Source organism: Actinoalloteichus spitiensis RMV-1378 (assembly GCF_000239155.1).
Lineage (GTDB): Bacteria > Actinomycetota > Actinomycetes > Mycobacteriales > Pseudonocardiaceae > Actinoalloteichus_B > Actinoalloteichus_B spitiensis.
In genome coordinates, this window is sequence record NZ_AGVX02000351.1 from 1 (window position 1) to 12,019 (window position 12,019).

At 74.1% G+C, this 12,019-nt stretch carries 12 protein-coding genes and 1 pseudogene; 6 read left to right on the forward strand and 7 right to left on the reverse strand.

Annotation, left to right across the window (positions count from 1 at the left end; all coding sequences use genetic code 11):
* Positions 1–127, forward strand: a pseudogene (locus tag ACTIDRAF_RS34990) (M55 family metallopeptidase); the annotation flags it as partial.
* Positions 128–172: 45 nt separating this feature from the next.
* Here ACTIDRAF_RS34990 and ACTIDRAF_RS0215775 read toward each other — a convergent pair.
* From ACTIDRAF_RS0215775 to ACTIDRAF_RS0215795, 4 genes are all read right to left on the reverse strand, one after another.
* On the reverse strand, positions 173–802 hold the full coding sequence (locus ACTIDRAF_RS0215775; RefSeq protein ID WP_016699693.1) for a YigZ family protein: 630 nt from the start codon (positions 800–802) through the stop codon (positions 173–175).
* 135 nt (positions 803–937) lie between these two features.
* A complete protein-coding gene (locus tag ACTIDRAF_RS29185) occupies positions 938–2,137 on the reverse strand; it encodes a coiled-coil domain-containing protein (protein ID WP_016699694.1) in 1,200 nt (399 codons plus the stop codon).
* Positions 2,138–2,289: 152 nt separating this feature from the next.
* Positions 2,290–3,369 (reverse strand): tyrosine-type recombinase/integrase, encoded by a 1,080-nt coding sequence (locus ACTIDRAF_RS0215785; protein ID WP_016699695.1) that lies wholly within the window; start codon positions 3,367–3,369, stop codon positions 2,290–2,292.
* Between the two features lie 443 nt (positions 3,370–3,812).
* Positions 3,813–4,541, reverse strand: coding sequence for an SDR family oxidoreductase (locus ACTIDRAF_RS0215795; protein WP_016699697.1), 729 nt, complete (start codon positions 4,539–4,541; stop codon positions 3,813–3,815).
* Between the two features lie 83 nt (positions 4,542–4,624).
* On the opposite strand from ACTIDRAF_RS0215795, the gene ACTIDRAF_RS0215800 reads away from it, so the two are divergent.
* The gene (locus ACTIDRAF_RS0215800) at positions 4,625–5,602 is read left to right on the forward strand and encodes a LysR family transcriptional regulator (protein ID WP_016699698.1); all 978 of its coding nucleotides are present in this window, start codon (positions 4,625–4,627) and stop codon (positions 5,600–5,602) included.
* A 420-nt stretch (positions 5,603–6,022) separates the two neighbouring features.
* Positions 6,023–6,601, forward strand: a complete 579-nt coding sequence (locus ACTIDRAF_RS0215805; protein WP_026066156.1) for a sugar O-acetyltransferase — start codon at positions 6,023–6,025, stop codon at positions 6,599–6,601.
* A 319-nt stretch (positions 6,602–6,920) separates the two neighbouring features.
* Here ACTIDRAF_RS0215805 and ACTIDRAF_RS0215810 read toward each other — a convergent pair whose 3' ends face one another.
* A complete protein-coding gene (locus ACTIDRAF_RS0215810) occupies positions 6,921–7,697 on the reverse strand; it encodes an NAD(P)H-dependent oxidoreductase (RefSeq protein WP_016699700.1) in 777 nt (258 codons plus the stop codon).
* 144 nt (positions 7,698–7,841) lie between these two features.
* Between ACTIDRAF_RS0215810 and ACTIDRAF_RS0215815 the strand changes: the two genes are divergently transcribed.
* Entirely contained in the window at positions 7,842–8,786 is a 945-nt protein-coding gene (locus ACTIDRAF_RS0215815; RefSeq protein WP_016699701.1) for a GlxA family transcriptional regulator, read from the forward strand.
* A 255-nt stretch (positions 8,787–9,041) separates the two neighbouring features.
* On the opposite strand, the gene ACTIDRAF_RS0215820 is transcribed toward ACTIDRAF_RS0215815, so the two are convergent.
* Positions 9,042–9,947 (reverse strand): LysR family transcriptional regulator, encoded by a 906-nt coding sequence (locus ACTIDRAF_RS0215820; RefSeq protein ID WP_016699702.1) that lies wholly within the window; start codon positions 9,945–9,947, stop codon positions 9,042–9,044.
* Positions 9,948–10,050: 103 nt separating this feature from the next.
* Between ACTIDRAF_RS0215820 and ACTIDRAF_RS0215825 the strand changes: the two genes are divergently transcribed.
* On the forward strand, positions 10,051–10,977 hold the full coding sequence (locus tag ACTIDRAF_RS0215825; protein WP_026066157.1) for a DMT family transporter: 927 nt from the start codon (positions 10,051–10,053) through the stop codon (positions 10,975–10,977).
* A gap of 389 nt (positions 10,978–11,366) precedes the next feature.
* Here the strand turns inward: ACTIDRAF_RS0215825 and ACTIDRAF_RS33440 are convergent, their stop codons facing one another.
* Positions 11,367–11,708, reverse strand: a complete 342-nt coding sequence (locus ACTIDRAF_RS33440) for a hypothetical protein (RefSeq protein WP_157163058.1) — start codon at positions 11,706–11,708, stop codon at positions 11,367–11,369.
* 124 nt (positions 11,709–11,832) lie between these two features.
* Here ACTIDRAF_RS33440 and ACTIDRAF_RS34240 point away from each other — a divergent pair, with 124 nt between their 5' ends.
* Entirely contained in the window at positions 11,833–12,006 is a 174-nt protein-coding gene (locus ACTIDRAF_RS34240; protein ID WP_016699705.1) for a hypothetical protein, read from the forward strand.
* The last annotated feature ends 13 nt before the right edge of the window (positions 12,007–12,019 follow it).

The window sequence follows — 12,019 nt, forward strand, 5'->3', positions numbered from 1 at the left end:
GCGGCCGGTGGAGCAGGTGGCGGTGCGGCGGGTGGGGTTCACCGCCGAGTCGATGACCGAGGCGATGAAGTGCTTCAAGGTGGTGACCGCGATCGCCTCCGGGGCGGTCCAGGGCATCTACGGGTGAGCACCGCCGGGGGCGTTCCCGGGTCGGTGGCGCCGGGGAGCCGGGTCAGCGCCGGTGGTGGCGGTCCCCGACCTGGAGGTGGACCCGGCCGCCGGCGGTCCTGCTCGCCCAGTGCCGGAAGGACGCCAGGTCGGCCTCGGGGACGTCCACCTCGAACTCGGCGTGGTCCTGGTAGGTGACGGTCCGCAGGTCGGCGCTGGTCTGGCGGATCTCGTGTTCGAGCAGGCCGGCGTCGGCGTAGTCGGCGCGCAGCTGGCACCGGCGGTAGGGGTGGAGTGCGGCGGTGCCGGCGAGGTCGAGGGTTTGGGACACGGCTTGGCCGTAGGCGCGGACCAGGCCGCCGGCTCCCAGTCGGATACCGCCGAAGTAGCGGGTCACCACGGCGACGGTGTTGGTCATGCCGCGTCGGAGGAGCACGTCGAGCATGGGGACGCCGGCGGTTCCCCCGGGTTCTCCGTCGTCGCTGGACCGTTGGATCTCGCGGTGTGAGCCGAGGACGTAGGCCGTGCAATGGTGGTTGGCCTTGGGGTGGGTGGTGCGCTGGTCGCTGATCAGGGCGTGGGCGGCGGTTTCGTCGGTGGCCTCGGCGACGAGGCAGCGGAACCGGGAGCGGCGGATCTCCAGTTCGTGGACGTGGGGGTGGGCCACGGTCAGCAGGGGGTCCGGGGTGGACATGGGGATTCTCCTCCCGCTGGCCGTGGGGCCCAGCGCGGGGTGGGGTGGTCGGTTGGTCGTGGGCCGGTGGTGACTCTAACCCGGTGGTGTCGGGGTGCGTGGCCGGGTGCCGCCTGGCCTGGCGGGCGGATGTGGTCATTCGTTGGCGGGGGTGTCCTCGCGCGGCGGGTGCTCGGCTTCGCGTTCGGCGAGGAGCCGGTCGAGGTGGCGTTCGGCGCGTTCGGCGCGGGTGAGGGCCTGGTCGCGGATGGCTTCGAGGGCGGCGAGCCGTTCGGCGGCGAGGTCGCGGGCCTGGTTCGCGGCTTCGGTAGCGGCGCGCTGCTGGTCGGCCAGGAGCTGGTTGAGCCGGTTGATCTCCTGGGTGTGGTGTTCGCGCAGTCTCGTGGTCTCCTCCCGGGCTCGGGTGAGTTCGGTGCGGAGCTCGTCCACCTGGCGTTCGGCGTGTCGGGTCAGGGTGTCGGCGCGTTCGGCGCGGACCGCGGCCTGTTCCCGCAGTTCGCGTTCGGCGCTGATGTCCTCGGCGGCGGCGCGGCGGATGGCGTCGATGTCCTGCGCCGCCTGCCGGCGGGCGTCCTCGGTGAGGCGGACGGCCTGTTCGCGGGCTTGTTCGATGCTGTCGGCGGCCTCGCGGCGGGCGGCGGCGATCGCGACCTCGGCTTCGGTGCGGGCGACCTCGGCCTGTTCCTGGGCGAGGCGGGTCTCGTGTTCGGCGGTGCGCAGCGCGGTGTCGCGTTCGGCGAGGGCGGCGGTGCGTTCGGTTTCGGCGGCGTCCGCGGCGGCGATGGCATCCTCGGCGGCCTGCTCGGCGGCGCGGCGAGCTTCGTCGGCGTCGCGGCGCTGGCGTTGGGCGAGCAGGAGCGCCGCTTCGGCTTCGGCGACGCGGCGGGCGCCTTCGGCCTGGATCTGCTGGATCTGTTCCTGGCTGGCGGCAGGGTCGGAGATCGTGGACAGTTCGCTGACGGCGCTGGCGAGGACCCGGGAGAGGTGGTGGGACAGGGTGCGGAACTCCTCGAGCAGGTCCGCAGCCCGCCCGGTCGCGGCGGTGACCGGACCAGCTGGTTTCGTCACGGTGACGGTTTCGGGGGTGGGTTCCTGGCGGCGTTGACGTTCCCGCCAGGCCCGCCACCGGGTGTGGTCGGGACGGTCGCAGTACTCGGAGGGCCGTCCGGGGCCAGGGGCTCGGAACACCGGACGTCCGCAGTCGGGGTAGTTGCAGGTGCCGGTGGGCTGGGGCAGGGCGCTGCTGGTCGTCCCGGGGTGGTCGGGTGGCTGCTGCTCCCCCGGTGCTGGCGCGTCGGGTGTGGTGTCGGAGTGAGATGGGGCGTCGTCGGACACCGCAGTATCTTGGCATCCCCCGTGCGGGAGCGGCGGGAGGTCGCCGATCGGTCGCGGCGTCCGCCCGAGTCCCCAGTGTCCGGTGCGTCGGCGGGGCGTGCAGGGCCCGGGGTGACTGGACCTCGGCGGGGCGTGGACGGACGTGAGGGAGCTCAGCCCGGGGTGGGCGGCGCGGGCTCGGTGGTCGCGGTGGCGGCGGCGACCAGGTGGGCGGGGTCGCGAGTCACCGAGAGGGCGACGTGGTCGTAGAGCTGGGTCACGGCGGCGGAGGAGTGGCCGAGCGCGTCCCGGCGGTCCTCCAGCGCGGCTCCGCGTTCCCGGGCGATGGTGTTGAAGGCGTGGCGCATGGAGTGCGGGGTGATGCGGTCGGGCATGGGCACGCCCGCTTCGGCGGCCAGGCGTTGGACCAGCCGGTAGATCTGGTGGCGGTTGACGCGCTGGCCCGCGACGGTGGCCAGCAGCGGGGCGGTGACACCGGCGCCTCGGCGGGTGGCCAGGTAGGCGTCGAGCAGGGGGGTCAGCTGCGCGGGGATCGGTCGGGTGCGGACCTTGCCGCCCTTCATGCGGATGGTCAGGGTGCGCAACCCGTCGCGGTGTCCCAGGTCGCCCAGGTTGGCGTTGCACAGCTCGGACACCCGGATCCCCAGGTCGATGAGCAGCACCATGGCCAACGCTGCTCCCTGGGTGCCCAGGGTGCGGTGGGGCTGGTGGCGGCTGACGTCGATCATGTCGGCGGCCTGCCGTTCGGTGACGGTGGAGGTCGGCGAGTGGCGACGGTCGTACCGGGGGCGGGCGGCGTCCCGGGCGGGGTTGGCGTCGATCGCTCCGGCGCGGACGAGGAAGGTGTACCAGCTGGAGACGGCGGCGAGTTTCCTGGCTCGGGTGGAGGCGGCGTAGGGCCGTCCGGTGCGGGGGTTGGCGGCGGCCGCGAGTTCCGTGGCGTACATCTGCACTTCGGGGAGCCGCGCGGTGAGCGGGTCGAGGCTGCGGGCGGCACACCAGGACAGGTACTCCCGCAGGTCCCGGCCGTAGGCGGCGCGGGTGTCGTGGGACTCGGTGAAGGAACCGAGCCAGGCGGAGACGAGGGCGGCCACGCTGTGCCCGGTGCGCGCGGTGGCGGCGAGGATCACCGACGAGTCAGCGCCGGGTGCGGTGCGGGTGACCACCGGGGCCGCCCCGACGGGGATCGGGGTCGCCCTCGAGGTGCCGGGTTCGTGGTGTGCCAGGGGCATGCCGAGACCATCCCTTCCTCTGCCCTGATCATTCTGGCAGCCGCCCGGAGTGCCGGGCCGCGTGTACCGGTCCGGGCGTGGGGTGGGGGATGTCCGGGTCCGCCCCCGCCGGAGGTCGGCGGGGGCGGAACGGGCCTCTTCTCCCGCGACCGGACCGTGCCGCTGGCGTCTCGGGGTCCGTGCCCGGTGCTGGGGGGTGGGCGCACCGGGCGTCCCGGCGTGGAACGGCGTGGAACGGGACCGGGGGCTCCGGTGGTGGATCGGGCCGGGAGCCAGTGAGCGGACTGCCGGTGCCGGTCGACGACGCGCTGGTTCGCTGGCCTGCGGATCAGGAGCGCGCCCCGAGAGCGGGCAGCGCGGCCGGTTTCGCCCTGGTGCCGATGACCGTGGTGGAGCCACGGCGCTGAGCCGGGTCCCGGCTCAGCGCCGATCATCGGACCGGGTTACCAGGGGATGACGCCCTCGTCGTCGAAGAAGCCGCCGCGTGGCCCGTCGTCGGGGAGGGTGGCGAGCCGGATGGCGATCGCGGCGCCCTGCTCGGGGGCCCGAGGTGCGTTGTAGCCGGTGAAGTCGGTTGCCACGAAGCCGGGACAGCAGGCGTTCACGATGATGGGCGTGTCGGCGAGCCGGCGGGCGTACTGCGCCGTCATGCTGTTGAGCAGCGATTTCGACGGCGCGTATGCGGCCATGAGCGGGCCGCCGGCGCCCAGGGCCAGCGAGCCCATGGTGCTCGAGACGTTGACGATGCGCGGTGAGTCCGCGCGGTGGAGCAGCGGGAGCATCGCGTTGGTCACCCGAACGACCCCGAACACGTTCGTGTCGAGGACGGTGCGGAGGACGTCGAGGTCCAGCGTCGTCGGGTCCTGCCTGCCACCGTCGGCCCGGCCGGCGATGCCCGCGTTGTTGACGAGCACGTCGAGCCGTCCCGCCCTCTGCTCGAGGGCCGAGGCCGCCGCGGCGACGCTCTCGTCACTGGTGACGTCGAGGGGGACCCCGAACGCCGTGATACCGGCGGCGTCCAGGCGTTCGACGGCCTCCTGCCGCCTGGCACCGTCGCGCGCGCCCAGCGCGATGGTGAAGCCGATCGCCCCGAGGCCCTGTGCGATGGCGAAACCGATGCCCTTGTTCGCGCCGGTGACCAGCGCGGTCTTCGTGTCGTTCACCTGACCCATGCTTCAAGTGCGACCCGGTGATGTCCAAGATCGATCCAGCAGCCTGTGATACCTGCCGAGTATCAGCCGGTAGGCTACCTGGGGTGGATGACCTGGAGACTCGCCAGCTCAGGTACTTCGTCGCGGTCGCCGAGGAACTGCACTTCGGACGCGCCGCCAGTCGCCTCGGGATCGCGCAACCCCCGCTCTCCCGTGCGATCCGCCAGCTCGAACGGCGACTCGGCGTCACCCTCCTGGACCGCGACCGCCGGGGCGTGGCGCTCACCCCCGCCGGCGCGGTGATGCTCCGGGAGGCCAGGGTGGCTCTCGACGCGGTCGCCGCCGTCGCCCGTCGGACGCGGCGGGCCGGGGCCCCGGCCCGGCCGCTGGTGCTCACGACCAAAGCCGGCGCGTCCCACGAACTGCTGCGACGGCTCCTCGACTCGCTGGACAGCGACCCCGGCGCGGTACCGATCGAGGTCCTGCCGTGCGAGGTCGGCGAGCAGGCACGGCTGCTGCGCGCCGGGCACGCCGACGTCGCGGTCATGCACCGACCGGTCGACGACCTCGCCAAATTCGACACCGAGGACCTCTGCGTCGAGGGCCAGGTCGCGCTGCTCCCCTCGGGGCACCCGCTCGCGGCGCGCGAGCAGCTCACGCTGGCCGAGGTCCAGGACGTGCCGGGCCTGCCGATCGCCCGGTGGCCCCGGATCGACGGGTCCTACCCGGACGGACCTGGACCGGAGGTGCGCAGCCAGTCACAGCTCGCCCAGCTGGTGGCGCTGGGCAGGACGTTGCTGGTCATCCCCGCCTCCAGCCGTGCCTGGCAGTGGCCCGAGCACGTCGCGGTGCCCGTCGTCGACGCTCCGAAGGTGACCACGGTGCTCGCCTGGCCACCCAGCGGGTACACCCCGGCCATCGCGTCGCTGGTGGCCTCGGCCGCCCGGCTCCGCGACGCCCCCCGCCCGGAACCACCACACCGAACCCCCGGAGGTGAGCCTGCCGACGAGCGGGGAACACGGGTCCGCCCGGATCGGGCGGGGCGTGCCCACCAAGCCGCGTCCGGCACCACCCGCTCCTGACTGCTCCGACCCCGGCCGTCGCCGTGCTCGGGGGGAGAACGAACACCGGGCCCTGGCCCCGGCCGGGGGCGCAGGCGAGGCCGCGGGCCACCCCCGATCCGGGCCATGAGCGGACCGGGGCGGACCGTGGTGCGTGTCCGCCCCCGCTCGTGTCCGCCCGGCCCCACCACCTGCCGGGGCCGCCAGAGCCAGGGAAGCCGGAAGGGGTCCGGCTCGACCGGGGCGCTCGGCGAGCGGCCAACGGGGTCGCGGGTGCCCCGGCCCCCCCGGGCCGTGGTCCGCCGAACGGCCCTCTCCCCCTCGCCGTCCGGTGGCACCGGCTGAGCACCCGTCGACAGCCGCCGGGCTCCGGGGGATCATCATCTGGTGTGCCCGACGCCCCGAGCCCCGGGCACACCGGAGACGGAAGGGATCACCGCGTTGCCGAGCCAGAAGGAACGCATGCTCGCCGGCGAGCTCTACCTCGCCGACGACGCCGAACTCGACGCCGACCGCCGTCGGGCCGCGGAGCTGTCCCACCGGTACAACACCGCGCACCCCGGAGAGGACGCCCTGCGCCGGACGATCCTGGAGGAGTTGTTGGGTTCGGTCGGGGACGGGGTGGAGATCCGCCCTCCGCTGGGCGTGGACTACGGGTACCAGGTGACGATCGGCGCGGGGACCTTCATCAACTTCGGGGTCGTCCTGCTCGACGTCGCTCGTATCACGATCGGCTCCGACGTGCAGATCGGTCCCACCGTGCAGCTGTTGACCCCGACGCACCCGCTGGACCCGGTGCGTCGGCGCGCGCGGTGGGAGTCGGCGGAACCGATCACGATCGGGGACAACGTGTGGCTCGGGGGTGGGGTGATCGTCTGCCCGGGGGTGACGATCGGGGAGAACACGGTCGTCGGTGCGGGCGCGGTGGTCACCAGGGACCTGCCGGCGAACGTGGTGGCGGTGGGGAACCCGGCCCGGGTGATCCGGTCGCTGGAGCCCGGGGCGGCCAGCTCGGACTGATCGGTCGTGCCGGGTGCACGCCCCGTCCGGTGTGGCCGAGGACTTCGTGATCCGCGCCCCCGACGGTGCGGCAGCACCCGGTGAGGACCCCGGGGAACGACTCAGCGGTCGCCTCCCGGTCGGCCTCGGCCTCGGTCGGTGGTGGGGTGGAGCCGGGTCGCGGCCGGGGAGTCGACGCGCGTGCAGCTGGCGGGCACCACCGCACCTGGCCAGGCGGCCCCGGCGGAGCCGCCCACGGCATCGCCGCGCCCCGGGCCTGCGGGAAACCCGGACCCGGGCGCGAGCGGTGCGCGGCCGCCGGGCGGGGCGACCCACCCGCTCAGTCGGCCACGTGCACCGACAACCCCGACTGGTCCGCCGCGAGGTGCGGGCGCAGGACCAGCCGGTCGTCGTAGTCGCCCCCGTTCTGGCTGCGGTAGGCGATCGGGGCGGTGTCGGCGAGGGTGGACACCGCTGCCCGCACCCGCCGCGCCGCCACCCGGTAGTCCTCCTCGGAGAGGCGGTCCGCGCCGTGGACCGCCACCGGGGGCAGCGGCGACATCCCCGTGTACCAGAGGGTGCCGTGCAGCAGCGGGAACAGGACGTGGTCGAGCTGGCCGTTGATGCCCCGCGGGCCGAAGGTGGGCTCGGGTCCGCCGACCGTCACCACCGGCAACGCCCGCTTGCCCGCCAGCCGCCCCTGCCCGTAGCGCAGGGTGCGCCCGTCGGAGCCGTGCTCCCGGACGCCGTAGGCGTAGCCCTTGACGAACACCCGGTCGAACCAGCCCTTGAGGATGGCGGGCAGGCCGTACCACCACAGCGGGAACTGGATGACGACAGCGTCGGCCCAGTCCAGTTTCTCCTGTTCGGCCAGGATGTCCTCGGTCAGGGTGCGGTCCTGGTAGGCCTGCCGGGAGGCCTGGGTGATCACCAACCGGTTGCCCTGGGCGTGCCCGGGGAAGTCCTCCCGGTCCACCACGGCCTTCCAGCCCATCGCGTAGAGGTCGGACACGCGGTGGTCGTGCCCGTCCTCGCGGAGCGCCGCCAGGCCCTCGTCCCGCAGGGCGGCACTGAGCGAGGCGGGTTCGGGGTGGGCGAAGACCCACAGCACCTTCATCGTCATCTCCTGTCTCGACGTTCCCCTGTCCCTTGGCGAGAATGGTCGGCGGCCGAGGGTGGGACAAGCGGCCCACCGGCCAGAACGGGAAGGATTCGGGCCATCGTCACCACCCCTGTCCCGCCGGATCCGATCCGCGTCGCGGTGTTCGTGCGGCACGGTGTGCTGCCTCTCGAGTTGGGCGCGGTGCACCAGCTGTTCCGGCAGGCCCGCTCCCCCACCGGTGATCCCTTGTACGAGGTGGTGACCTGCGCGGCGGTGCCGGGGCTGCTGCGCAGTGACGCGGATTTCGGGGTTCGGGTCGAGCACGGGCCCGAGGCGGTGGGCCGCTGCCACACGTTGATCGTCCCCGCCTCCCACGAGGAGGACGAGCGGATGGAGCCCGCCGCGCTGGCCGCCGCCTATGGCCCGGTGCTGGCGCGGGCCCGTCCCGGGACGCGGATCGCCTCGGTGTGCACGGGGGCGTTCCTGCTCGCCGCCGTCGGGCTGCTCGAGGGCAGGGTGGCCACCACCCACTGGAAGTCGGCGGCCCACCTGCGGCGGGCCCACCCGTCGGTCCGGGTGGACGAGAACGTGCTCTACACCGACAACGGGGACGTGCTGACCGCCGCCGGTGAGGCCGCCGGCATCGACCTGTGCCTGCACATGATCCGCTCCGACCACGGGGCGTCGGTGGCCAACGAGGTGGCCAGGGCCACCGTGGTGCCGCCGCACCGGGAAGGGGGTCAGGCGCAGTTCGTGCCCAGTCCCGTCACCGGGCCGGCGGTGGGTGGAACGGGGCCGGCGCGGGAGTGGGCGCTGGACCACCTCGGGGAGCCGCTGGGACTGGCCGACCTCGCGGCCCGGGTGTCGATGAGTGTGCGGACGTTCACCCGCAGGTTCCGGCAGGAGGTGGGGACCTCCCCGGCACGGTGGTTGACGCGGCAGCGCGTGGAACGGGCCCGGGAACTGCTGGAACGGACCGACCTCCCGGTGGACGCGGTGGCCAGGACGGTGGGGTTGGGGACTTCGGCGGCGCTGCGTCACCACCTGCGGGCGGTGGTGGGCGTCTCCCCCGACGCCTACCGGCGCACCTTCCGGGGCAGCTGAGGCCGGGCCGGCTCGGGGCGGCGGCGCGCCCTCGGCGCACGGCGGTGGCGGGGGCGGCAGGCGCACGGTGTCCCGACGCCGCTCCCCGCACCGGCTCGATGTCGCACGGTTCGCACTCCCGCCACCGTCCGTTTCCTCGAAACCGCCTCGCGCGGCTGCGCCCGGCCTGACCGCACCTCGGGTGGTGCACGGGCTCCGGGAAGGGCGTCCTGGCACCCGAGGGGACTGCCGGTCGGTCCGCCTCGCCCTCTCCGTTCACGGTGCCCGGGTCTCCCCGCTGGCCCGCGCGGCGGCACGCAGCGCGGCGAGGGCCGCTGCCACCGCCGGCGGTTCCCCCGAGGCGTGCCGGGTCACCGCGACGATCAGACGGACGGGTTCGGGGTGGCGCACCTCGCGGACGAGCACGCCGGGGTGGGGGCCGTGCAGGGCGAGGGCGGGCACCAGCGCCACCCCGAGGCCCGCGGCGACGAAACCCTGCGCGGTGGCGTAGTCCACGCCGTCCACCACCGGGGACGGGGTGAACCCGGCCGCGGCGCAGGCGGTGAGCACGACGTCCCGGCACGGGCCAGGGGGTTCGGCGCCCACCCAGGGCTCGTGGGCGAGTTCGGAGAGGGCGACGGTGCCCTGGGTGGCCAGCCGGTGACCCGGCGGGAGCACGAGCCGGTAGGGGTCGTCGACCAGGGGGACCAGCTGGGGCGGGGCGGCGCTCCCCGGGGTGGAACGGACGGCGACCCCCAGGTCGGCCTCGCCCCGCAGCACCTCGGGCAGGGGGTCCGCGCTGGTCCGCAGCGTGACGCCGATACCGGGGTGGGTGGACCGCAGCCGCGCCAGCGCGGGCGCCACCAGGTTCGCCCCGGCGGTGGCGACGTAGGGGATCGTCAGGCTGCCCGTGCGGCCGGCGCGCAGGTCGGCCAGCGCGGCCTCGGCCTCGGCGATCCCCTTCCCGATCGTCGCGGCGTGCTCGGCGAGGAGCCGGCCGGCGGCGGTGGGGCGAACCCCCCGGCCCACCCGTTCCAGCAACACGGCGCCCGCTTCCCGCTCGAGCGTCCCGATCTGCTGGCTGACGGCGGAGGGGGTGTAGCCCAGGTTCGTGGCTGCCGAGGTGATGGACCCCGTGGTGATGACGGCGCGCAGCGTTTGGAGGCGACGAACATCCAACATGTAGCTCAGCTTACGGGTAACGGTGGGATCTTTCGCTTGTCCTTACTTCTGCGGCGGGGCAGGCTTCCCTGGGACAGGGAGTGGACGAACGGGGAGGTCAGCGGTGCTGGGCGAAGCCAGGGGCGTGGCAGGACGGATGGTGGTGCTCGCCCTGTTGTGGGGTTCCGCGTTCCTCTGGGTCGACCTGGCACTGGCCGGGGGCATGACACCGCCGTTGATCGCCATGCTGCGCTGCGCGTGCGGGGCGCTGGTCCTGCTGCTGCTGGCCGGGCTCGCCCGGCAGCGCCTCCCCCGCGACCTGGCCACCTGGCGGCGGGTCACGATCGCGGCGATGTGGTGCAACGCCGTGCCGTTCCTGCTGATCGCCGTGGGGCAGCGCACCGTGGACTCGGGGACGGCCGGGGTGGTGAACGCGACGACCCCGCTGTGGTCGCTGCTGATCGGTCTGGTCCTGGGCATGGAACGCCGACCCCGGCCCCTGCGGTTGACGGGTCTGCTCGTCGGTTTCGCGGGGACGGTGGTGCTGTTCGCCCCGTGGCGGCAGCCGGTGGAGGTCGGCGTCGGGGCGATCGCCCTGCTGGGCGCGGCCATCAGCTACGCCACCGCCTTCACCTACATGAGCCGGCACCTCACCGGCATCGCATCCGGCCCGCTGGCGCTCTCGGCCGCGCAGCTCATCGCCGCCACCGGGCTGAGCGTTCCGCTGCTGGCCGTGGACGGCCTGTCCGGGTCCGCGTCGTCGGTGACGGCGGTTGGATGGGCGGCGGTGGTGGCGCTGGGGGTGCTGAGCACGGGGTTGACCTTCTACCTCAACTTCCGGCTGATCGGGGACGTCGGCGCCACGACCGCGGCCAGTGTCGGGTACCTGCTCCCGGTCGTCTCGCTGTCCCTGGGCGTGCTGGTGCTCTCGGAGCCGGTGGACCTCCCCGTCGTGCTCGGGACGGTGGTCGTGTTGGTGGGGCTGGCCCTGATGCGGTGGCACACACCCGCGCGCACGCGGACGACACCCCGGTCGGGGACGGCGTCGTGATCATGGCCGCCGGCGGGCGTACTGCGATGGCAGGCGGGTGCCGGAGGAACGGTCAGCCCCGCCACCGGGGCGAGCTGGTCCGCCGCCTTCCGGTGTCCTCCTCAGGGAGCGGGTCCGCCTCGACGGGCGGGAGTGGAGGCGGCCCGGGTGCCTGCGCTCTCGCCAGGTGGTGGGGGCGGTGCCACTCTGGGCGGCCCGAACCCCTGGTCCTCGGCCGCTCTGCCGCGTGCACCCCGCGTCCGGTCGCGGCTGGTCGAGCGCGGTCGGACCGCGGGTGGTCCGCCGAGGCGGTCCGGCGTGTCCACCCTGTGGTTCTCCGCCCGGCAGGCCTGTCCAGGTGCGCCAGCGCGACCCCGGCTTCCCCCACGACCTCGTCCTCCGGACCGGCCTCAGAACCGGTGACCCAGGTCGGCGGCCGGTGGGTCCTCGACACGGAGCCGCCAGTGCCGTACGGTCAGTGGTGGCTGGTTGAGCAGCAGCTGGCAGAGCCCGAGAGGCCGCGACGACTGCGTGTTCCCACCACTGCCCCTCCGGTCGATCACGTCCCCACGGGGCTCCTCCTCGGTCCGCTCGCGAGCACGGTGGGTCCGTTCCGAACCGGGGACCACCACCCAGGACCACCCCACCAGTTCCTCCCCCGCCCGTGCGAGACCGGGACCCCCACCCTCACCCCGCACCAGATCCGTCCCCGTCCCCCGCCCGTGCGCGACGACCGGAGACGGGCCAGGCACCGCGTCTCCCGGCCGGTGGGCGAGGGCGGGCGGGCCGATCCATCGATGTGGGATCCGGAGAGGCACACCCACGCCGCACCCCGTCGACGGTGATGCGGCATGACGAACCGGAAAGGACCTCCGTATGCGCACACGACACATCGCTCCAGGCCTGGTCAGCGGCTGGCAGATCACCAACGGCGAAGGCCAGCAGACCGCCCACGTCGGCGGAAGCAGGCAGGATGCCGTCCAGCTCGCCCACCGGCAGCTCACCGTCGACGGCGGCGGGTACGTCACCGTCGAGGAGGACGAGGTCTAGGTCTGCGTGGGTC

Excerpts from the sequence above, each read along its gene's own strand:
- ACTIDRAF_RS0215775 (WP_016699693.1), bottom strand. The coding sequence starts at position 802 with ATGTCCACCCCGGACCCCCTGCTGACCGTGGCCCACCCCCACGTCCAC.
- ACTIDRAF_RS0215785 (WP_016699695.1), bottom strand. The coding sequence starts at position 3,369 with ATGCCCCTGGCACACCACGAACCCGGCACCTCGAGGGCGACCCCGATC.
- ACTIDRAF_RS0215795 (WP_016699697.1), bottom strand. The coding sequence starts at position 4,541 with ATGGGTCAGGTGAACGACACGAAGACCGCGCTGGTCACCGGCGCGAAC.
- ACTIDRAF_RS0215810 (WP_016699700.1), bottom strand. The coding sequence starts at position 7,697 with ATGAAGGTGCTGTGGGTCTTCGCCCACCCCGAACCCGCCTCGCTCAGT.
- ACTIDRAF_RS0215820 (WP_016699702.1), bottom strand. The coding sequence starts at position 9,947 with ATGTTGGATGTTCGTCGCCTCCAAACGCTGCGCGCCGTCATCACCACG.
- ACTIDRAF_RS34240 (WP_016699705.1), top strand. The coding sequence starts at position 11,833 with ATGCGCACACGACACATCGCTCCAGGCCTGGTCAGCGGCTGGCAGATC.